Origin of the sequence: Mycobacterium sp. AMU20-3851 (assembly GCF_043974665.1) — a bacterium.
Classification (GTDB): Bacteria; Actinomycetota; Actinomycetes; order Mycobacteriales; family Mycobacteriaceae; genus Mycobacterium.
Window position 1 is genome coordinate 2,258,844 of sequence record NZ_CP146371.1, and the last position, 20,471, is coordinate 2,279,314.

The 20,471-nt window shown below is 69.5% G+C and carries 19 protein-coding genes; 11 read left to right on the top strand and 8 right to left on the bottom strand.

All coding sequences use genetic code 11. The annotated features are described in order from the left end of the window. Positions 1-13: 13 nt before the first annotated feature. Positions 14-1,279, top strand: a complete 1,266-nt coding sequence (locus tag V4U86_RS10830) for an HNH endonuclease (protein ID WP_395311226.1) — start codon at positions 14-16, stop codon at positions 1,277-1,279. A gap of 16 nt (positions 1,280-1,295) precedes the next feature. Here V4U86_RS10830 and V4U86_RS10835 read toward each other — a convergent pair whose 3' ends face one another. Beyond that, positions 1,296-2,480, bottom strand: a complete 1,185-nt coding sequence (locus tag V4U86_RS10835; protein WP_395311227.1) for a winged helix DNA-binding domain-containing protein — start codon at positions 2,478-2,480, stop codon at positions 1,296-1,298. Beyond that, the gene (locus tag V4U86_RS10840; RefSeq protein WP_395311228.1) at positions 2,480-2,794 is read right to left on the bottom strand and encodes a hypothetical protein; all 315 of its coding nucleotides are present in this window, start codon (positions 2,792-2,794) and stop codon (positions 2,480-2,482) included. Before V4U86_RS10840 ends, V4U86_RS10835 begins: the two co-directional genes overlap by 1 nt. Before the next feature lie 109 nt (positions 2,795-2,903). Here V4U86_RS10840 and V4U86_RS10845 point away from each other — a divergent pair, with 109 nt between their 5' ends. The 3 genes from V4U86_RS10845 (at position 2,904) to V4U86_RS10855 (ending at position 6,521) form a co-directional block, all read left to right on the top strand. Next, positions 2,904-3,380: a lipoprotein LpqH gene (locus tag V4U86_RS10845; RefSeq protein WP_395311229.1), complete on the top strand. Its 477-nt coding sequence runs from the start codon at positions 2,904-2,906 to the stop codon at positions 3,378-3,380. Positions 3,381-3,453: 73 nt separating this feature from the next. After that, complete coding sequence (locus tag V4U86_RS10850) at positions 3,454-5,142, top strand: hypothetical protein (RefSeq protein WP_395311230.1); 1,689 nt, start codon at positions 3,454-3,456, stop codon at positions 5,140-5,142. Then, positions 5,136-6,521 (top strand): CHAT domain-containing protein, encoded by a 1,386-nt coding sequence (locus V4U86_RS10855; protein ID WP_395311231.1) that lies wholly within the window; start codon positions 5,136-5,138, stop codon positions 6,519-6,521. Before V4U86_RS10850 ends, V4U86_RS10855 begins: the two co-directional genes overlap by 7 nt. On the opposite strand, the gene V4U86_RS10860 is transcribed toward V4U86_RS10855, so the two are convergent. Then, complete coding sequence (locus V4U86_RS10860) at positions 6,470-7,090, bottom strand: hypothetical protein (RefSeq protein WP_395311232.1); 621 nt, start codon at positions 7,088-7,090, stop codon at positions 6,470-6,472. The genes V4U86_RS10855 and V4U86_RS10860 overlap by 52 nt on opposite strands. A 91-nt stretch (positions 7,091-7,181) precedes the next feature. Between V4U86_RS10860 and V4U86_RS10865 the strand changes: the two genes are divergently transcribed. Beyond that, a complete protein-coding gene (locus V4U86_RS10865) occupies positions 7,182-8,480 on the top strand; it encodes a hypothetical protein (protein WP_395312001.1) in 1,299 nt (432 codons plus the stop codon). Then, positions 8,477-9,562: a hypothetical protein gene (locus tag V4U86_RS10870; protein WP_395311233.1), complete on the top strand. Its 1,086-nt coding sequence runs from the start codon at positions 8,477-8,479 to the stop codon at positions 9,560-9,562. The genes V4U86_RS10865 and V4U86_RS10870 overlap by 4 nt, the downstream gene beginning before the upstream one ends. Here V4U86_RS10870 and V4U86_RS10875 read toward each other — a convergent pair. The 3 genes from V4U86_RS10875 to V4U86_RS10885 form a co-directional block, all read right to left on the bottom strand. Then, a complete protein-coding gene (locus V4U86_RS10875; protein ID WP_395311234.1) occupies positions 9,556-10,908 on the bottom strand; it encodes an alpha/beta hydrolase in 1,353 nt (450 codons plus the stop codon). The two genes, V4U86_RS10870 and V4U86_RS10875, sit on opposite strands and share 7 nt — an antisense overlap. Positions 10,909-10,950: 42 nt before the next feature. After that, the gene (lysX, locus tag V4U86_RS10880; RefSeq protein ID WP_395311235.1) at positions 10,951-14,277 is read right to left on the bottom strand and encodes a bifunctional lysylphosphatidylglycerol synthetase/lysine--tRNA ligase LysX; all 3,327 of its coding nucleotides are present in this window, start codon (positions 14,275-14,277) and stop codon (positions 10,951-10,953) included. Positions 14,278-14,358: 81 nt separating this feature from the next. Further along, positions 14,359-14,718 (bottom strand): DUF1844 domain-containing protein, encoded by a 360-nt coding sequence (locus V4U86_RS10885; protein ID WP_395311236.1) that lies wholly within the window; start codon positions 14,716-14,718, stop codon positions 14,359-14,361. 288 nt (positions 14,719-15,006) lie between these two features. Between V4U86_RS10885 and infC the strand changes: the two genes are divergently transcribed. The 4 genes from infC to V4U86_RS10905 all read left to right on the top strand — a co-directional run bounded on the left by infC (position 15,007) and on the right by V4U86_RS10905 (position 17,075). After that, a complete protein-coding gene (gene infC / locus V4U86_RS10890; RefSeq protein WP_395312002.1) occupies positions 15,007-15,636 on the top strand; it encodes a translation initiation factor IF-3 in 630 nt (209 codons plus the stop codon). Between the two features lie 23 nt (positions 15,637-15,659). Next, positions 15,660-15,854, top strand: coding sequence for a 50S ribosomal protein L35 (rpmI, locus tag V4U86_RS10895; protein ID WP_073859354.1), 195 nt, complete (start codon positions 15,660-15,662; stop codon positions 15,852-15,854). A 64-nt stretch (positions 15,855-15,918) separates the two neighbouring features. After that, complete coding sequence (rplT, locus tag V4U86_RS10900; RefSeq protein WP_073859353.1) at positions 15,919-16,308, top strand: 50S ribosomal protein L20; 390 nt, start codon at positions 15,919-15,921, stop codon at positions 16,306-16,308. Beyond that, a complete protein-coding gene (locus V4U86_RS10905; RefSeq protein WP_395312003.1) occupies positions 16,305-17,075 on the top strand; it encodes a TrmH family RNA methyltransferase in 771 nt (256 codons plus the stop codon). The genes rplT and V4U86_RS10905 overlap by 4 nt, the downstream gene beginning before the upstream one ends. Positions 17,076-17,085: 10 nt before the next feature. Here the strand turns inward: V4U86_RS10905 and V4U86_RS10910 are convergent, their stop codons facing one another. Then, entirely contained in the window at positions 17,086-18,333 is a 1,248-nt protein-coding gene (locus tag V4U86_RS10910; protein ID WP_395311237.1) for an acyl-CoA dehydrogenase family protein, read from the bottom strand. Between the two features lie 5 nt (positions 18,334-18,338). Then, positions 18,339-19,388, bottom strand: coding sequence for an oxygenase MpaB family protein (locus tag V4U86_RS10915; protein WP_395311238.1), 1,050 nt, complete (start codon positions 19,386-19,388; stop codon positions 18,339-18,341). A 189-nt stretch (positions 19,389-19,577) separates the two neighbouring features. On the opposite strand from V4U86_RS10915, the gene V4U86_RS10920 reads away from it, so the two are divergent. After that, a complete protein-coding gene (locus V4U86_RS10920; protein WP_395311239.1) occupies positions 19,578-20,465 on the top strand; it encodes an adenylate/guanylate cyclase domain-containing protein in 888 nt (295 codons plus the stop codon). Positions 20,466-20,471: the final 6 nt, after the last annotated feature.

Consider the following 20,471-nt stretch of genomic DNA (forward strand, 5'->3'; position numbering starts at 1 on the left):
GTACTGTCAAGGCATGTTCGAAAGTTTGTTCGACGTCGATCCCGCGGCATCCGAGGAGGAGCTGCGGGACGCGATCGAGCGCCTCGAACGGATGAAGTCCGCGGCCGCTGCCGCTCAGGCGCGGGCCACCGCACAGTGGTGGGCGACACGGCGGGCGGCCGAGGCCGTGGCCGGGATACCGGTCAAGAAGCGGGGCAGCGGGCTCTCCTCGGAAATTGCGTTGGCTCGCCGCGATTCGACCAAGAAGGGCGACCAGCATTTGGGGTTCGCCAAGGCTCTGGCCAACGAGATGCCGCACACCCTGGCCGCCCTGGAGGCCGGTGTGCTCTCGGAATGGCGGGCCACCCTCATCGTCCGGGAATCGGCCTGCCTGACCGTCGAGGATCGTCGGCGGCTCGACCATCGGATGTGCGGCGACCCTGCCGCTCTCGACGGTCTGGGCGACAAGCGCATCACCGCCAAGGCCAAAGAGATCGCCTACGAGCTCGATCCGCACGCCATCGTGGATCGCGCCGCCAAGGCCCCCGAGGACCGCAACGTCTCCACCCGGCCCGCACCCGACAACATGGTCTACGTGACCGCACTGATGCCTCTGCCGCAGGGCATCTCGGTTTACGCCAGCCTCAAACGCGAAGCCGATATCAACCCCGACGGACGCTCGCGCGGGCAGACCATGTCCGACACCTTGTACGAACGCGTCACCGGCCGCTCCGCCACCGAACCGGTGCCGATCACCGTCAACGTGGTGCTTCCCGATGAGGCCCTGCTCGGGCAGAGTGACGCCGCTGCGACGATCCAGGACTACGAACCGATCCCCGCCGCGGTGGCCCGCCAGATCATTACCGCCGCCATCGACAAGCAGGGCTGGGTCGAACTGCGCCGCCTCTATGCCGCCCCCGACAGCGGCGCACTGGTGGCCATGGAATCGCGGGCCCGGGCGTTCCCGACCGGACTGACCCAGTTCATCCGGCTACGCGATCAGACCTGTCGGACGCCGTACTGCGATGCGCCGATCCGTCACATCGATCATGCCGAACCGCACGCCCACCACGGCCCGACAAACGCGCGGAACGGCAACGGCCGCTGCGAACGCTGCAACTACGTCAAGGAACAGCCCGGCTGGAAAGTCCGCACCCTGTTCGATCCGGGCGGGCGCCACGTCGCCGAACACACCACCCCCACCGGGGCCGTCTACCGCTCCACCGCGCCACCAATCGCCGGCGGAATGCGCATCCTGACCCGCGACGTCCATGTGGTCACGATCCACCGCGCGGCCTGAGTCAGCGCGGCCTGAGTCAGTGCGTGGACACCGCCGCATTCTTGGTCAGTGGCGACGGGAACCGCGGCTTGACCACGGTGCCGTCCAACCACTCGGTGAGGGCATCGGCCTTGCGCTGCAACTCCTGTCGGGCTCCACGGTCCACGTCGGCCACGATCCGCGGCAGCACCCGGCCGTCGTCGGATTGGCGCCACGCGCCGACGACGCGGCCGTTCACCCACGCGGTCGGGCCGGCGTTGCCGCGGTTGTCGAACACCCGGTCGCGCAGCCCGTCGAGGTACCAGTCCCGGTCCACCCAACCCATGGTGCTGACATCGAGGCCCGGCAGCAGCGCGCACCACGGCTCGGCGTCCGGTTCGGGCTCCAGATCATCGGGCAGCGCCACCCCCGGCGTGCCGTGCAGATCCACCTCGACCGCACCGATATCGGCCAGCGCCCGCCGCGTCCAGGTCAGGGTGTGACCGAACCACCACTTCACGTCGGCCACGGTGGCCGGGCCGAACGCCCGCAGCCAGGTGCGCACCAGTTCCGCGCCGCCCGCATCCGGTTCCGGCCGGCCTGCTGCCTCGGCACCGTCCAGCCACGAACCCGTCGACACCCACAGCGGACGCGATGACGTCCAGCCGCCCTGATTCGGCCCGCGCACGACCGCTCCGCGAACGGCGAGCACCGTGATCACCCGCGGTGACAGGGGAGTTGCGCCGCCCCACGGCTTTCCGGGTGCGGGGTCCCAGGACCCCGCCAATTCCGGTAGTGCAGTGCGTAATTGGGCCGCACCGGTCGGACCGTTGGCCTCCAGATAGGCGAGCACCGCCGTGCACGCGGTCTGCAGCCACGCGGCGCCATCGGCGGCCACACCGGCCTTCTCCACGTCGGCGATCAGCTTGCGGCTCTCGTTGTCGGCGACCCGGTCACTGGCGGCCGCCTGTACCGCGGGCAGCGAGTCCGTGCAGATGGCCCACAGGGTGCGTCGCATCGCCAGGTGCTTGAGCACCGTGCGGTCCCCGTACAGCGCGGCGTCCAGATCGGTGCGCTCGAAACCGGGAATGCGGGCCCACAGCGACAGATACGGCGTCGCGGGGTCGGTGGCGTGCAGGCCGACCAGGTCGGCCGTCACCGCGGTGACATCGGTGCTGTGCGCGCCCAGGAAGTGCCGCCGGGCCAGCCGGGCGCGCCGCTCGGCGACGGTGAACGAGCGCACTAGTCGCGGTTCATCGATTCGCGGATCTGCTTCAGCTTCTCGGCCGCGGCCTGCTGGCGGGCCTCGTACTGCTCGGCCACCGAGCGGCCCTGCGGGGTCTCCTCGGCGAGTTCGGCCGCGCCCAGCGCGGTGCCGTAGCGGGTCTCGATCTTCTCCCGCACCGCGTCGAAGGTCGGCACACCGGCCTCGGTATAGCCGGTTTCGGTGTGGCCCGTCCGGGGGGATGTCGGCACTGGTTCGGCATGCGCCGGCTCGACCGGAACGACCTCGGCATCGAGCGGGTCGGCCTCGGAAGGCTGCTGGTCATCGGGCATGACGCCACGGTACCCGCTGAGAAGTTTGGGATCGGTAGCAATCCGGCGCGGATGTACTTACCGCACGACGGCGCCACTGGGGCGGCGGGCGAATGAAGGGGACACACACATGACGAAGAATCGCGTTCTGGCCGCCGGGATCGGGATGCTCGCCACCGCGGCTGTGCTGGTCGGATGCTCCGACGACAAGGCCACGGCCACCGAACCCGCCACGCAGGTCAGCAACGGAGGCGGTTCCGAGGTCAAGGTGGAGGGCAAGGACCTGGCCGGCCTGGACCTGAACTCGGTGACCTGCGTGAAGCAGGGCGGCAAGATCAACGTGGCCAGCGGCGCCATCGGTGGTCAGCAGGGTCTCGGCGTGGTCATGACCGACGAGGCGAACCCGAAGGTGGAGTCGCTCGGCCTGGTGGTCGACGGCAACGCGCTCGCGGTCGCCTCGATGGCCGGCGCGAACTCCGGATCGGCGGAGGTCGAGGTCGACGGCAGCACGTACACCATCACCGGTGAGGCCGTCGGTGCCGATCTGGCCAACCCGATGGCGGGCATGATCAGCAAGAAGTACGAGATCAAGGTCAGCTGCAGCTAGTTGACGCAGAGAACGGGGGAAGCGGCGGACGCGGAAACGCGTCCGCCGTCTTCGTCCGTCCTATGATGACGCGATGTCGATCACCGGCGACCTGGACCGGGCCCGTACGCTCGCCTGGGCCGCCGACGAAACGGGCGCAAAGGAACTGTTGCTGTCGCTGTTCCCGGCGATCGAAGCCGCCGACCGCGACGATCTGGCACTGGAGGTCTTCGCCCAGCTCGGTGAGATCTATCTGGTGCGCACCGCGTACGACGGTGTGGCCGAATGCATCCGGCGGATCAGGGACTGCCTGGACGCCTACGCCGCACTCCCGCAACGCAGCCCGGACACCGAGCACATGCTCATCCGGTACGCGCGCCGCGCCGATTTCCTGCAGGCCGGTCTGCACGCGGCCCGGGGCGAGCACGACGATGCGGCCGTGCTGCTCACGGCGTTGGCCGACTCGGATGGACCCGAGGACCTGGACGACGAGCACCGCTACCTGCTCGGCCATGCCCGGGTGATGTGCGCGACCGCCCTCGCCGACGACGATCTGCACCATCTCGCCGTCCCGCTGTGGGCACAGGTGCTCGACGCGCTCGACCTCACCGCCGCCGACGGCGGCCACGATGACCGGCTGCTGGTGCTCGCCGGCATCGGATACGGTGGCTTCTGCATCCAGACCGGCCGGCTCGCCGAAGCCGAACCGTGGTTGCGCCGCGCCGGTGCCCGCGCCGAGGCGCACGGGTGGGAACTGGACACCGCCCGAACGCAATTGGAACGCGCGATCGCCTGCTGGTCGGCCGGTGACCACAACGGCGTGGACCGGCTGATCGGCGCGGCATACCCGGTCATCGCCAGATACGCACGGGCGCACGATGTGTCCCGGTGCTGGTTCTACCGCGGCTACACCCGACTCGCCGTCGCTGAGCTAGAAGAGGCCGACCAATGCTGGGAACACGCCGAGCGGCACTGGCGCGAACTCGGGAAACCGCTCCACCTGCACCGGATACTGTTGCAGCGCAGCTGGATCCCGATCTTCTTCGGCCGCTACGGGGAGGCCGTCGAGCTGATCGCTCAGGCCCGCACACTGCTCGATGACTGGCCGCGCAGCACCTGGTTGCAGTATGCCCGGCTCGACGACCAATTGGGCACGGTGTGGCGGGCGGACGCCCTGGCCGATCTCGGATTCGACGGATCCGGTGACCCCGAGGACAGTTGGGACGAGGTGTCGGCCAAACACGAAGCCTCGCTGGGCACCACCGACGCCGAAACCGGCACGCCCGCCTTCCGCCGTGCGATGGCCAAGCTCGAACAGGCCGCGGAGCTGAAGGTTCCCGCCGCGCTGGCGGTCGACTCGGTGCGGTACTCGATCGCCGACGCCGATGCCCGCGCCCAGTGGGCCGCCCGGGTCTCGGCGCCCATGCTGGCCGGCGCCTTCGCGGTCGCCTGGGAGTGGGAGAACACCGCACTGACCGCCGAGCTGGTCGAATACCACAGCGCCCGCGGAAGTTTCAGCACCGACAGCAATGGTGAAGCCGAAACGCCGATCTGGGCGGCGGCCCCGGCCGTCGTTCTCGACGCCACCGTCGAGGAACCCGAACTCGCCGAGGTGGCGTACGGAATCTCCACCGGCGTTCCCACGCTCACCAGACTTGGCCCGCTGCCGCCGCTTCAGATGGAACCCGGTGCCGATCCGATCCTCGGGCACTACCGGGCGCTGGCCCGGCAACGCTACGGGCGACACGTCACCACCGACGACCCGGCCTGGCCCACATGGTGACGACCGACCGGCCCACCCTGGTCCTGCGCTTCGCCGACGTCGGCATCGCCACCTATGCCAGCCTGCGCGTCATCGGGCAACCCGAGCGCACCGTGACCTGGGTGGTCGAGGAGACGATCCTGCTGGCCGCACTTGCGGAACTCGCGGCCGCGCTGCCCGACCCCCGCGAGGCCGAGACGCCGGTGGCGGCACTGCAGCGCGCGCTGTCGCACGGCGCGTTCAGCAGCGCCGAGGCCGAACTGACACTGGCCTACCGGCTGGGCGTGCTGCTGATCTCCGCGGAGGGTTGGGATCTGCTGCAGGAGTCCGTGAGCGACCCGCGAGCGGTATTGTTCGTGACGCCCAGCGCCCGGCTCGGTCGGGTGCCGTGGGGGCAACTCGCGTTGCCCGCGGTGCGTCCGGAGGTGACTGCGATGCTGGTGGCCCGCCAGGAGGCCATCACCGCCGACGGTCCACAACCCGCGCAGATCCCGTGGCCGTCCGGCGAGATCGGCGGTCTCACCGAAGGATTCCGGCTCGTCGAACTGGTCGAGCCGCTGATGGCGGTGCCGGCCAACATCGCCCACACCCGGCGCCGCACCATGCCCCGGGCACACGCGGACCCGCTGCTCATCCTGGATCCGCGGGTCCCCGGACAGCGCGCCGACTCGACACTCGGATCGGTGCTGGGCCGGCCCGCCCCGGACACCGTGGTGGCCCGGCATTACGCGGACCTGATGACCCGGCGAAAAGTGCGGCCGCCCACCGAGACCGCGGTCGAACTGTTCCGGCGCACCGACACCGACCGCCAGTGGCTCGCCGGCGAGCTCGCCGCCGAACCGGGGCGGCTGGTGTTCGTCGGACACGCCAGCAGCGGCAGCACCGCCGAGGGCGCCGCACTGCACCTGTCCTGCCGCGCCTCGACACCCGGGTACGCCGATCCCGTCGGGGATCACCGCCCGCTGACCGCGGCGGACCTGATGGCCTCGGGACTGCGGTTCCCGACCCGGGTTGCCTTGCTGGCCTGCGCCTCCGGGGGCGACTACCGGTTCGACGAGGCCACCGGCATGGTCGCGGCGATGGTGCTCGGCGGCGCCGAACTCGTCACCGCCACGTTGTGGTCGCTGCCCACCAGCGCCGGCTACCGGCGGTTCGTGCCCGGCGAGCACGACGACCCGATGGGGCAGGTCGTCACCGCGATCGACACCGCGCACCAGTCCGAAACCGATTTCGGCGCGGCCTGCGCGGTCAACCGCTGGCAGCGTGCGCAGCTGCGGAAATGGCGGGCCGGGGACACTGCCGCCGCGCCGATCTACTGGGCGGCGCTGGTGAGTTTCGCGGTGTCCGGTCAGGCCGGTGGCACCGAGACCGCGACGGCGGACTCGTCGCCACGCCGGTAGTAGGCGTCGACGACGCTGCCGGGGCAGACCCTTTCCAGCGAGGTGGCGGGGATGAGGGTGGTCTCGTGCGCCGGGAACTGCCCGCCCTCGGGCCTGCGCACCATCAGATCGAGCACCACCTCGCGGTAGTCCTCGCGCGCCGCACCGGTGCAGCGGGACGCGGTCACCAGTCCGGCAGCCTTGGTGCCGTGCCGGATGAGGTCGAGCTGGGCGTCGGTGACCAGTCCCTTGTCCACCAGCATCCGGTCGAATGCGGTACGGATGGCGATCATGTCGTCGGCCAGCGACAGCTGTTCGCGGGACTCCGGGTCGAAGGTGACCAGCAGTACGGTGCCGGGCCGGATCTCGGCCACCACCGGGTCATCCGGACCGCCCCGCAGCCGGCCGGTGAACCGCTGCCCGCACACGCTTTCCACTTCGACGGTGATCCGGTCGGTGATCGTGCGGACGGTGCCGACGCCGACCATCGGCACCGGTGCGGGCGGGGGGACGGATCGGCGGTGGGGCAGCACGGCCACGCTGATGTGCACAGCGACGAACATCAGCAGGATCCACAGCATCTCGGGCATGGCGCAAGCGTCTCTCCGGTACCCGGCTACCGAACCCAACTTTGCCGCCTATCCTGAGCGGGTGAGCACCGTGCCGGAGGCCGCGCCGCGGATGGCCGACGCGCCACCGGCGCAGCCGCGCCGCGCCGTCATCGACCGGGCCTGGCGGGCCATCGGCCCGGGCGTCCAGGTGCTCAGCAGTGCCGATGGCGGACCGCTCAGCCGGACCGTGAAACGCATCCTGGACCCGCTGGTACTGAGGCTGCGGTCCAACCCGCAGTACTCGACGCCGGTGGTGTCCGGCGAGATCGCCGCCGAGATGCACCAGCTCCTGCTGGCGCACCGCGACCAACTGCGCGCCACGGCAGCGTGGTTCGCGGTGCTCAAGGCGCACCGCCGCAAACTGCGGTTGACCACCGGCAACGCGCAGGAGTTGTACTTCCCGGTGTGCTTCGAGCTGGCGATCACCAAAGGGCATCCAGTACAAGGTGATTCGGCCACCGCGGAAGCCGTGCTGCGGGAGGTACACAGCGACCGCGACCGCACCGCCATCGAAGTACTCAACCGGTACATCGCCGACGACCGGGTGCTCGGTGCGTTGACGCGCCAACTCGAGCGCAGCTGGTCAGATGTGCGGCCGTCGACCGCCATCACCGATCCATTCCTGGCCGGCCTGACCACCGTGCTCGGTGACGCGGCCGGCCACAACGCGTCGACGGCCAGGCAACGCGTCTGGGCGGCGATGGTCGCCGACGCGACGCCCTACAACCTCGGTGCGCGGGCTCGGCGCCCGGCACCAGACCTGCCCTGGTCGATCGTCGAGATCGGGCTGAGTTCGGTGCTGCCGCAGCCGCCGCCGCCCGTGCACGGTGGCACCGACGGGGACCGTCCACTCGACCGCAGTGTCGTCGACCGGGTGCGGGCCACCCTGCGCCGCGCCCTGGACCGTGATGAGCTGCCCGATGTTCCGTTGCTGTGCTCCGAAGAGGTTGACCGGGCGTGCGCCCCATGGGGTCTGCTGGCCGAGGATATGCAGGCGACGCTGGTCGCGGGCATCGAGGTGGCCGTCGAGCTGGCGCCGCTGGCCGAGGCCACGACACCGACGTACCGGCTGGGCGCCCAGATCCAGGCGCGGCTGCGCAAGGAGGCCTATGTGCTGCACGCGCGCCGTTATCTGGCCGCGGGCGAACCGCTGCACCCACGCCAGCAGCAGGTCACCGACGAGCTCGCCGCGTTCGCCCGGCCGTATCTGAGCCGACTCTGGGCGCGGCTGCACGGACGGGACGTCTGGCAGGAAAGCTGCGCGGATGTCGACGAGATGCGCGCCCTGCTGGAGGGTGTGGCGCGGTCGGTCAGCCTGGATCACCGGCAGCGCATCAAGGCGATGCTGGAGTTGGAGGCGGTTCGATGAGGCTGATCGCCGAACACGGACTCTGGACCACCGGCGGTCCGCTCGCCGAACCGCCTGCCGTGGCGGTGCTCGAGGTCGCGGGCGCCGTGCTGGCCTGGACGGTCGACGAGCCCGCGGCACCGGTACACGTCACGTTCACCGATATCGCGGCCGCCGACTGGTTGTGGCGGTTGATCGGCGAGGCCGGCCACGTCGCGCTGCTCGACGCCGTGCGCGGCGTCCCGGCCGACGCACAGGCCACCATCGACATCCCGGACGCGACCTGGGACGCGCAGGCCGCGGCCCCGTTGCGGCGGTTGGCGCTCGGGCATTGGCTGCGCCGGTGGTGGCCCGCCAGCGTGGGGGATGCGATCGTCGACCTGGATGCGGCGGTGCTGGACGCCGAGGTCGCGCTGCTGACCACGGTTGCCCAGGATTTCTTCGCCGAGGACACCCTGGACTCCGACATCGACGGGCTGCTGCAGCCGCACCGCGACACCCTGGCCGCCTACCGGCGCGACGGTGACCCCCGGGTGGCCGAACTCGCCGAGGCCTGTGCGGAACTGCTGGACTGGCCGGCACCGGTGGACGACGCGGTGCCGACCCAACGGCGCCGCGACGACTACGCGCTGGTCGCCGGCTGGGAAGCCTTCACCGACGGCTGGGACGACGGCACGTCCCCGCCGGCGATTACCGGTGGTACCGCGACAATCGCCTGGACTTCGGTGCCGCCTGCGGTGTTCGAAGCCGCCGAGGGCAACGTGGACTGGTCGGTGCACACCGACCGCACCCGCTCCGCAGTGGCCACCGTGCGCACCGCGGTCAGGGGTTCCGCCGCCGGTATCGAGGTGCGGCTGCGGTGCGCCGATATCACCGCGGCCGGAGTGCTCGCCGCCGACGGCACCGCGACGCTGCCGCTGGGGATATCGGAATCTGCTGCCTGGAATCAGGATTGGACGACGACAGAGCTGGTCGTCGGCGCTCCCGGCGTGGGGGAGGATCCGCAGCTCCGCGACCGGCTGCGGGCCTTCGCGCGGGCTCGGCTGTCCGGGGTCGACGACGCGTTCCTGGCCGAGGTGTTGGCCGCCGAGTCCGACTACTGACCCGGTCGCCATCGGGCGACCGGCTGGGTGGCGGGCCCCGGTGACGCACCCGGCATCGGGCTGCTTGCGACGGCGGGGGTGTGCACCTGGGCGGCCAGCCACGGCAACGCATCGGCGAAGGCCGCTCCCGCATAGGGCCAGTCGTGATTGCCCTTCCTGGTCACCACCGTGCACGCGATCCCGTGCGCGGTACCCAGGTCGCACAACCTCCGCGCGGCGTCGGCCTGCGGCGGCGGGGGCGCGACGCCGGCGCCGTTGACGTCGAACCAGCCCGAGACGCCGGTGTACCGACCATGCCGGGCGATGACGGTGGCCGGGTCGAAATCGGCGTAGGCCGCCGCGTTGCCGCCGAACAGTCGCTCGATGGTCTGCTCCCGGGTGCCCGTGTTCGGCGCGAGGTCACCGGCGATGTCCTCGAACACCGAGAACGCGTCCGGGTGCATGACGGTCAGGTCGATCGCGCAGGTGCCGCCCATCGAGAAGCCCACCACACCCCAGTCCGCCGGGTCGGCACTCACCCCGAACTTCGAGATCACGCTGGGCACAACATCCTTGGTGAGGTGGTCGGCGACCCGGCCGCGGACACCGTTGACGCATTCGGTGTCGTTGCTGAAGGCACCCGCCACATCGGCGAACACCAACACCGGCGCGTTCCCGTGGTGTGTGGCGGCGAAGCTGTCGGCGGTCTGCACCGCCGACCCCGCCCGTGCCCAGTCCTGCGGGGTGTTCAGTTCCCCGCCGATCATCAACAGCGCCGGTAGCCGCGGCGGGGGATCCGAGGCGAACCAGGCGGGCGGCAGGTAGACGAGTTCGCCGCGGTGCCGGAAACCGGAGCCGGCATCGCCGGTATCCACGGATATCAGGGACCCGTTGCGCGGCAATGCCTTCCCGACGTGGAAGTCGGCCAACGTGGCCGCATCGGTCTGATCCGGCAGCGGGCCGGCGGTGAGTTGGTCCCACGCGGTCTGGGTGGTGGGCAGGTAGCCGGTCCACAGGTTCAGCGCCAGGGCCGCGCACAGAGCGCACACCGGCACGGCCGTCAGCGCGGCGGCGCGCCGCCACCAGCGGGCCCGGCGCCAGCCGGATACCAGTACCGCGACGGAGAATCCGGTGAGCCCGATCCACAACCACAGGGCGTGCGGGGCCGGATCTCCGGCCAGCCCCTGATTGTCGACATACCAGTGCGCGGCCATCGCCAGCGATGCACCGACCGCCACCGACAGGCCCAGGCGCACGGTGCGGCGGCGGCGCACCCGGAGCGCGGTCAGCAGCAGCAGTCCGGCGAGCACCTGCGCGGTCACCGGCACCCAGCCGTGCGTCAACGACACCGATGCCCACGCGCTCACCAGACCATGGTGGCGCTCCCGGCTGAAAGGTTGCTGTGACTTCTAGCGCGGTTTGGCCAGCGGGAACGGCAGGGTCTCGCGGATGCTGCGGCCGGTGATCAGCATGACGACCCGGTCCACCCCCACCCCGAGTCCGCCGGTCGGCGGCATGGCGTACTCGAGAGCCTGCAGGAAATCCTCGTCGAGTTCCATCGCCTCCGGGTCACCGCCGGCGGCCAGCAGCGACTGTTCCTGCAGACGTTTGCGTTGCTCCACCGGATCGGTGAGTTCGCTGTAGGCGGTACCGAGTTCGACGCCCCAGGCCACCAGATCCCAGCGCTCGGCGACGCCGGGGATGCTGCGGTGCGGCCGGGTCAACGGGGACACCGAGGTGGGGAAGTCCTTGTAGAAGGTCGGGTTCTCGGTCTGTCCCTCGACGAGGCGCTCATAGAGCTCGAGGACGACCGCGCCGGCATCCCAGTGCGTCAGATAGGGCACCCCCGCGCCGTCGCAGAGACCGCGCAGCCGGTCCAGGTCGGTGTCCGGGCCGATCTCTTCGCCCAGTGCCTCGGACACCGCGCCGTGCACCGTCTTCACCGGCCATTCGCCCGAGATGTCCACCGGGGTCAACGTGCCCTCCGGGCCGGGGCGCATCACCACCTGGGCACCGTTGGCGGCCTCGGCGGCCTGCTGGATCAGCTCGCGGCAGCCGTGCATCCACACGTTGTAGTCGGCGTGCGCCTGATATGCCTCCAGCAGCGTGAATTCCGGGTTGTGGCTGAAGTCAACGCCCTCGTTGCGGAACGCGCGACCCAGTTCGAAGACCCGCTCGACCCCACCCACGCACAGCCGCTTGAGGTACAGCTCCGGGGCGATGCGCAGATACAGGTCGAGGTCGTAGGCGTTGATGTGGGTGATGAACGGCCGGGCATTGGCCCCGCCGTGGATCTGCTGCAGGATCGGGGTTTCCACCTCCAGAAATCCCTTGCCGACCAGGGTCTCCCGGATGGCATGCAGGATGCGGCTGCGCGCGGTGATGAGATCGCGGGCGTCGGTGTTGATGGCCAGGTCGACATATCGGGTCCGGACCCGGGCCTCCGGATCGGTCAGGCCCTTGAACTTGTCCGGCAGGGGCCGAAGGCATTTGCCGATCAGCCGCCACCGGTTCACCAACAGCGACGGGGTGCCGTTGCGGCTGTGCCCCATGGTGCCGGTCACCTCGACCAGGTCGCCCAGGTCGATCGAGCCGGTGAAGTCGGCGTTGCTGCCCTGGGTGAGCCGCGAATTGTCCAGCAGCAATTGCACGTCACCGGACCAGTCGCGCAGCACCGCGAACAGCACGCCGCCGTAGTCGCGCAACCGCAGGACCCGGCCCGCGACCGTCACGGTGACGTCGGCGGCGGTGGTGGCCAGGGCTTGTTCGACGGTGTGGCTGGGTGCCTCGCCGACCGGGTAGGCGTCGACGCCGTTGTCCTGCAGCGCCTTCAGCTTCGCCATCCGGACCCGGACCTGCTCGGGCAGCCGGTTGCGCCCGTCGGCGGGCAGATCCTGTTGCAGCGCAGCGGAGTCCGGTGCACTGCCGTCCCGGTGCAGCAGTCCACTGTCGATGAGGTTCTTCGGTGCGGCGACGTGCTCGCCGGTGTGCTCCTTGCGGCGGGAGAACGGCAACACCAGGAAGCCCTCGGCGATCACCGAGGCCACCCCGACCCGAGGGACCTCGCGGGCGTCCTCATAGCAGGCGAACCTCGGCACCCACTCCGGCTGGTACTTCATGTTCGACCGGTACAGCGTCTCCAGTTGCCACCACCGGGAGAAGAACACCAGCAGGGCGCGCCACAGCCGGGCGATCGGGCCGGCGCCCAGTTGGGCGCCCTGCTCGAATGCCGACCGGAACATCGCGAAGTTCAGCGAGACCCGGGTGACACCGAGATCCTCGGCCTGCAGGCAGATCTCGCTGACCATCAGCTCGATGGTGCCGTTGGGGGACTGCGGCGACCGCCGCATCACGTCCAACGACACCCCGTTGGAACCCCAGGGGACCAGCGAGAGCATGGCCACCACCTGATCGTCGGCCCCGTTCTCTCCGGGATGGACCGCTTCCACCAGCAGGCAGTCACCGTCGGCGGGGTCGCCCAAGCGGCCCAATGCCATCGAGAATCCGCGTTCGGTCTCGGTGTCGCGCCAGGCGTCGGCGTGCCCGATGACCACGGCCATCGCATCGGGGGTCAGGTCACGGTGCCGGCGGATGCGCACCGTCAGGCCCGCGCGCCGCGCCCGGGTGACGGCCTGGCGCACCGGTTTCATGTCCGGGCCGGACAACTTGAACCGGTCCGGGTACAGGATGGCCTCGTCGCCGAGTTCGATCGCGTTCAATCCGGCGTCGCGAAACGCCTGCGCCGCAGCGGCACTGGCGCCCATCACGCCGGGCGCCCAGCCGTAGGACCGGCACAGCTTGAGCCAGGCGTCGATCGCGGCCGGCCAGGACCGCGGATCGCCGACGGGATCTCCACTGGCGAGACAGACGCCCACTTCGACCCGGTAGGTGATGGCGGCCCGGCCGTTGGGGGCGAACACCACCGACTTGTCGCGGCGGGTGGCGAAGTAGCCCAGCGAATCGTTCTTGCCGAACAGTTCCAGCAGCCCCCGGATGGCCGACTCGTCCTGCCCGGTGAGCGCATTGGTGGCGCGCTGGGATCGGAACAGCACGATGGCGGCGGTCACCAGCGCCAGCGCGCCGAACAGGCCGAGCAGCGCGTTGATCAGGACGCCGGGATGTTGGCCGTCGAACACCTCGGCGTCGACGCCGGCGAAGGCCACCACGCGGTTGGCCGCATAGCCCAATCGGTAGTCGCGCTGCAGCGAGCCGGGGAACAGTTCCAGCAGACCCCAGCCGATGCCGATGCCCAACGCCATCCCGGCCAGCAGGGTGCCGACGGCCTTGAACAACGCACCGCGGCGGACCTTGGCCCAGAACTCGTGGCGGGCCAGCACCAGGAAGCCGATGGCGGCCAGGTGGAACACCAGCCCGATGACCTCGCCGATCTCCGCCAGCACCGATTCGTCGCCGGTGAGCAGGTCGGCGACGTTCACGCCGACCGCAGCGACCATGTAGAGCACCAGGATCCACCAGGCGATGCTCTTGCGGGCGGCCAGTGCGGCGGCCAGCAGGGCGAGCACCACCGCCCAGGCGAAGCTGGTGTCGGGGAAGTTGAAGATGTAGTCGTTGACGAACTCGCGGGGCACCCGGATCGCCGAGCGCACCAACGACGAGATGCTTGCCACCAGGGACAGCGTCGCGATGACGCCGACGATCCAGCCCGCGGCGGTCGGCACCCAGGCGAAGCCGGACGGACGCCGGGTCTTGGCGGGCGGGACTGTGGTGACCGTCATAGGGCGCGAGAATATGCGCTCAACGCCCGGATCGTGCGCTTCTACCTGCGCCGGGCGCGGTGTGTGGCCAGGACTGCGCGGTCACCAGACCGGGCCGGTGTACTTCTCCCCGGGGCCGTGCCCGGGCTCGTCGGGTGCCGCACTGGCCTCCCGGAACGCCAGCTGCAGACTCTTGAGACCGTCGCGCAGCGGGCCGGCGTGCAGCCCCAGGAACTCCGCGGATGCGGTGACCAGGCCGGCCAGGGCGGTGATCAGCCGGCGGGCCTCGTCGAGGTCGCGGTGCGGGCTGTCGTCGGGATCCTCGGCGCCCAGGCCGATCTTCTCGGCGGCCGCGCTCATCAGCATGACGGCCGAACGGGTGATGACCTCGACGGCGGGAATCTCGGCGAGCTCCCTCACCTGGGGCTCTGCGGCGGAAGGAGTTTTCTGATCATCGGTCATGCCTGTTAGACTTGCACGATCGACCGTCCCGGCGAACGCCAGGGACAGCAAGTGGAGTCCCGCTCCCACCGTTGACCGTACAGGTCCAGCGGTCCGGTCACAGGCATCTGCGGATGTCCTGTTCTGCGCATCCGCGCAGACGGCGAAAGCCGTGATCGGTCGGCATCGGGCCCTGCTACATGCAGGGCCGTTCTGCTCTTCGGAGCGGAAATGCTGGTGGTGTGGCTTCTCCCTGCTGGCCCGGCGCTCCATACGGTCGTGGCACGAGCAGACAACGTAGGAGGCCCCATCAGCACTGAGACCCGCATCAACGAGCGCATCCGCGTACCTGAAGTCCGTCTCATCGGACCCAATGGCGAACAGGTAGGCATTGTTCGCATCGAAGATGCTCTCCGCGTCGCCGTCGACGCCGATCTCGATCTTGTCGAGGTAGCCCCAGACGCCAAACCTCCGGTTTGCAAGATCATGGACTACGGCAAGTTCAAGTACGAGACGGCACTCAAGGAGCGCGAGTCTCGCAAGAACCAGCAGCAGACCGTCGTCAAGGAGCAGAAGCTCCGGCCGAAGATCGACGATCACGACTACCAGACGAAGAAGGGCCACGTGGTCCGCTTCCTGGAGGCCGGGTCGAAGGTCAAGGTCACCATCATGTTCCGCGGTCGCGAGCAGTCCCGTCCCGAACTGGGTTACCGACTGCTGCAGCGCCTCGGCGCCGATGTCGCTGACTACGGATTCGTCGAGACCTCCGCCAAGCAGGACGGCCGCAACATGACGATGGTGCTGGCGCCGCACCGCGGCGCGAAGACCCGCGCCAAGGCGGCCCATGACGCCGATGCCCCGACACCGCGTTCCGGCGGCACCGCGGCACCGGCCGCACAGGCTGAACCGACGCAGCCCACCGAGCCCACGCAGAACTGATCCACCACACGAACTGAGGACACATGCCCAAGGCAAAAACCCACAGCGGCGCATCGAAGCGCTTCCGCGTCACCGGTAGCGGCAAGATCGTCCGCCAGAAGGCCGGCAAGCGCCACCTGCTCGAGCACAAGCCGAGCAAGCAGACCCGTCGTCTCGACGGCCGCACCGTCGTTGCCGCCAACGACACCGCCCGCGTCAAGAAGATGCTGAACGGCTGATTCGGCTCGACGGCGAAAGCCGTGGCTCTTACCAACTTTCCCCCGTACGAATAGGAACACTTTCATGGCACGCGTGAAGCGCGCAGTCAACGCTCAGAAGAAGCGGCGCACAGTACTCAAGGCGTCCAAGGGCTACCGCGGCCAGCGGTCACGCCTGTACCGCAAGGCCAAGGAACAGCAGCTGCACTCCTTGACCTACGCCTACCGCGACCGTCGCGCACGCAAGGGCGAGTTCCGCAAGCTGTGGATCTCCCGCATCAACGCTGCGGCCCGCGCCAACGACATCACCTACAACCGCCTGATCCAGGGCCTCAAGGCCGCCGGTGTCGAGGTGGACCGCAAGAACCTGTCCGAGATCGCCATCAGCGATCCGGCCGCGTTCACCGCGCTGGTCGAGGTTGCCAAGGCAGCCCTGCCCGAGGATGTCAACGCACCGTCGGGCGAAGCCGCCTGACACCCCTCACGGAAAAGTCCAATCGGGTAGCTGCCGCGATCAAGCTGCAGCGTCCCGCGGGACGTCGCCACGCCGCACGTTTCCTCGCCGAAGGTCCCAACCTCGTCGAGGCAGCGTTGCGGCGTGGCCTCGTTTCCGAGGTGTTCGCCACCGAGGATGCCCTGGTCCGGTTCGAGCAACTGATCGCCGGCGCACCGGTGCACGTGGTGACCGACAAGGCCGCAAAGGCGTTGTCGGACACCGTGACCCCGGTCGGGCTGATCGCGGTGTGCGACATCCCGGCGGTGGCGCTGGCCGATGTGCTGGACGGCCCGACACTGGTCGCCGTCGCCGTCGAGACCTCTGACCCGGGCAATGCCGGCACCCTCATCCGGCTCGCTGACGCGATGGGCGCCGACGCGCTGATCCTGGCCGGCGACAGCGTCGATCCCTACAACCCGAAATGCCTGCGCTCCTCGGCGGGCAGCATCTTCGGGACCCGGGTGCTGTCGGTGCCCGATCCGATCGATCTCATCGGTGCCCTGCGTGCCTGCGGGCTGCAGGTGCTGGCCACCACCCTGGACGGCGCCACCCCACTGCCGTCGGTGGATCTGGGCCGGCCGACGGCATGGCTGTTCGGATCCGAGGCCCACGGGTTGTCCCCGGAGGTCGCCGCCGCCGCGGACGCACAGGTGACCATCCCGATGCGGGGCAGCACGGAAAGCCTCAATGTGGCCGCGGCCGCAGCAATCTGCCTCTATCAGAGCGCGCAGGCGCAACTTTCCTAGCTCGCGAGGGTCAGCTGAGCAGTCCCCGGGCCACGTGGGTGATCTGGACCTCGTTGCTGCCGGCGTAGATCATCAGCGACTTGGCGTCGCGGGCCAGCTGCTCCACCCGGTACTCGCTCATGTAGCCGTTGCCGCCGAAGAGCTGCACGGCGTCCATCGCGACATCGGTGGCCGCCTGCGAGCAGTACCACTTGATCGCCGAGGCCTCCGCCAGTGACACCGGCTTGCCCTCCTTGGCGGATTCGATGACGCGGAACAGCATGTTGCGCACGTTCATCCGGGCGACTTCCATGTTCGCCAGCTTCAGCTGGATCAGCTGGAACTGGGCGATCTCCTTGCCCCACAGCACCCGGGTCTTGGCGTAATCGACCGAGAGCCGCAGGCATTCCTCGATGACGCCGAGCGCCATCGCCGCCACCCCGATGCGCTCGGTGGAGAAGCTGGACCGGGCGCTGTCGCGGCCGTCGCCGGACTTGTTCGCTCCGTCTTCACCGGTCTGGCCCAGCAGCCGGTCGCTGCCCAGCCGCACATTGTTGAAGAACAGTTCGCCGGTGCGTGAGGAGTGAATCCCCATCTTGTGGAACGGCTTCGACTGCACGAAGCCCTCCATGCCCTTGTCCAGGACGAAGGTCAGCACCTTGCGGTCGCGCTTGTCGACGCCAGGCTCGTCGAGCTTGGCGTAGACGACCACGACGTCGGCGTCGGGACCGTTGGTGATGAACGTCTTCTGCCCGTTGAGGATGTAGTCGTCCCCGTCGCGGGTGACGTAGGACTTCATGCCGCCGAAGGCGTCCGAACCCGAATCCGGTTCCGTGATGGCCCAGGCGCCGATCTTCTCGTAGGTCACCAGGCCGGGCAGCCAGCGTTCCTGCTGGGCCAGGGTGCCCCGGCTCTGGATGGTCGGCACCGTCAGCCCCAGGCTGACACCCAATCCGGTGACGATGCCCATGGAGACCCGGCACAGCTCGCTGATCAACACGAAGCCCATGCCGGCCTGATCGGGGCCGCCGCCGAACATGCTGCCCGACGCCTTTGGGGCCTTGGCGGAGTCGCCCCCTTCGCGCAGCCGAGAAAGCCTGCGCTCCAACGATTCCTTGGCCATCTGGTCGATACCGAAGGTCGCGAACAGCTTGCGGACGACGGGGTAGGGCTCCATCTCGCCGCTTTCCAGCGCATCGATGTTCGGCCGGATCTCCTTGTCGATGAACTCCCGCACCGCATCGCGCACGGCGATGTCGACGTCAGACCATTCCAGCATCGTGTTCAAGCAACCTTTCGATTGGATCCCGCAGGCCTACGGCCGAGACCGGCCAGCGAGAAGGTGGTGTGCACCAATGATCCCGCCCGGTCGAGCAGTGAGCGCTGCGGGGGCTGATAGTGCATCGGCAGTCCGCGCCGGTCCGGCGGCGGCGCCATGAATCCGGGAGCCTCCACCAGCGGGGCGTCCGCGGGCGCCTTGCCCGAGGCGCGTCGGTAGGCCGCCACCGCACGCGGATGCAGCCGGATTTCGTCGGGCACGGCGGTGAACGCGATCGAGACCGCCTTACCGAAGAGCCGCAACAGGATCTCGTCACCGGGGGTCCAGCGCATCCCGGCCTTCTCCCGGACCGGGGCATCGAACACCCCGGCAGCCACCCAGCGCTGCGCGCCGACCATCGGTTTGAACAGTTGATCCCAGACCGGGGTGGGCATCAGCACGAACCACGGTTTGGGGATCCGCATGGTGAAGATGTCCAGGGTGGCCTGGTTGATCTCCAGCTCCTCGCGGCACTTGCGGTCCCAGTAGACCAGGAAGTCCTCCCAGCTTTCCGGTACCGGCCGCATGCTCATGCCGTACATCCGGTACCACTGCACGTGCTCGTCGAACAGTTGGTGCTTCTCGGCCTCGGTCAACCCGCCGCAGAAGTACTCGGCCGTCTTGATGATGAGCATGAAGAAGGTGGCGTGCGCCCAGTAGAAGGTCTCCGGGTTGAGCGCGTGGTAGCGGCGGCCCTGCCCGTCGGTGCCCTTGATGCCCTTGTGGAAGCCCTTGATCTGTTCGCCGGTCTGGGCGGCGCGGTCCCCGTCGTAGACCACGCCCATGATGGGGTACACCGATCGCGCCACCCGCTGCAGCGGCTCGCGCAGCAGGATCGAGTGGTCCTCGACGCCGGCTCCGAGTTCGGGATACATGTTCTGGATCGAACCGACCCACACCCCGAGCAGCCCGGTGCGCAGATCACCGAAGTACTTCCAGGTCAGGGAGTCCGGGCCGAGCGGGATGGCCGCCTGGTCGTCGCCGGGGCGTGCGGAATCTTGTGGTGCAGCAGTCATGGCGTCCTCGTTGACCCTTGAACTACGGATGTCTGGCCACGATATGCCTGACAACGGGCGTTGTCTACGTGCTCCGGCGGCGTGGCGGAACGCCGTTACGCGTCGGCGATCTACCCTCCACGCGGGCGTGACCTGGGGTTTCGCCGGGCTTCGTTGCCGGTACCGATAGTCCCGCTTACTGTTTGCGGTGTGGAAGTCGAATCGTTCGACGAACGATCCGAGGCGCCGCGCCGTCAACCGGGACCCCTGGGCTGGCTGCTGGCCACCAATTACAACGCCAACGCCATCGACATGATCAGGCGCGCCCGCCGCGCCCTGCCGGGCGACCCGGAGTTCGGCGACCCGCTGTCGGCGGCCGGGGAGGGTGGCCCGCGCGCCGCGGCCCGGGCCGCGGACCGGCTCCTGGAGCGCGACGCGGTGTCCCGGGAGGTCAGCCTCGGCGCGCTGCAGGTGTGGCAGGCCCTCACCGAGCGGGTGTCCGGCCGGCCGGCCAACCCGGAGGTCACGCTGGTGTTCACCGACCTGGTCGGGTTCTCGGGGTGGTCCCTGCGCGCCGGTGACGACGCGACCCTGCGACTGCTGCGCCGGGTCGCGCAGGTCATGGAGCCCCCGCTGCTGGCCGAGGGCGGCCGCATCGTGAAACGGATGGGCGACGGGGCGATGGCGGTCTTCGGCGATCCGACGACCGCGGTGCGCGCGGTTTGCACCGCGCTGGAGGCCGTCGACACCGTCGACGTGGACGGGTACACCCCGCGGATGCGGGCGGGCATCCACACCGGGCACCCGCAGCGGATCGGCTCGGACTGGCTCGGGGTGGACGTCAACATCGCCGCGCGGGTGATGGAACGTGCCGCCAAGGGCGGATTGGTGATCTCGCATTCGACGCTGGAACGGATCGGCGACGACGGGCTCGACGACCTCGGGGTGACGGTCAAGCGGACCCGCAAGCAGCTGTTCGCCCCCAAACCCAGCGGGGTTCCCGACGACCTGTTGATGTACCGGGTCCGGCCGCGGCGCGAGCCGCCCGGCCGGGACGTGGTCGAGGAGAACGTCGAGGAGAACGCCGAGGGTGCGTGACGTCGC

Coding starts and splice junctions, on each gene's coding strand:
- V4U86_RS10850 (WP_395311230.1), top strand. CDS start 3,454: ATGTCGATCACCGGCGACCTGGACCGGGCCCGTACGCTCGCCTGGGCC.
- V4U86_RS10865 (WP_395312001.1), top strand. CDS start 7,182: ATGGCCGACGCGCCACCGGCGCAGCCGCGCCGCGCCGTCATCGACCGG.
- V4U86_RS10860 (WP_395311232.1), bottom strand. CDS start 7,090: ATGCCCGAGATGCTGTGGATCCTGCTGATGTTCGTCGCTGTGCACATC.
- V4U86_RS10845 (WP_395311229.1), top strand. CDS start 2,904: ATGACGAAGAATCGCGTTCTGGCCGCCGGGATCGGGATGCTCGCCACC.
- rplT (WP_073859353.1), top strand. CDS start 15,919: ATGGCACGCGTGAAGCGCGCAGTCAACGCTCAGAAGAAGCGGCGCACA.
- lysX (WP_395311235.1), bottom strand. CDS start 14,277: ATGACGGTCACCACAGTCCCGCCCGCCAAGACCCGGCGTCCGTCCGGC.
- V4U86_RS10910 (WP_395311237.1), bottom strand. CDS start 18,333: ATGCTGGAATGGTCTGACGTCGACATCGCCGTGCGCGATGCGGTGCGG.
- V4U86_RS10855 (WP_395311231.1), top strand. CDS start 5,136: ATGGTGACGACCGACCGGCCCACCCTGGTCCTGCGCTTCGCCGACGTC.
- rpmI (WP_073859354.1), top strand. CDS start 15,660: ATGCCCAAGGCAAAAACCCACAGCGGCGCATCGAAGCGCTTCCGCGTC.
- V4U86_RS10870 (WP_395311233.1), top strand. CDS start 8,477: ATGAGGCTGATCGCCGAACACGGACTCTGGACCACCGGCGGTCCGCTC.
- V4U86_RS10885 (WP_395311236.1), bottom strand. CDS start 14,718: ATGACCGATGATCAGAAAACTCCTTCCGCCGCAGAGCCCCAGGTGAGG.
- V4U86_RS10840 (WP_395311228.1), bottom strand. CDS start 2,794: ATGCCCGATGACCAGCAGCCTTCCGAGGCCGACCCGCTCGATGCCGAG.
- V4U86_RS10830 (WP_395311226.1), top strand. CDS start 14: ATGTTCGAAAGTTTGTTCGACGTCGATCCCGCGGCATCCGAGGAGGAG.
- V4U86_RS10915 (WP_395311238.1), bottom strand. CDS start 19,388: ATGACTGCTGCACCACAAGATTCCGCACGCCCCGGCGACGACCAGGCG.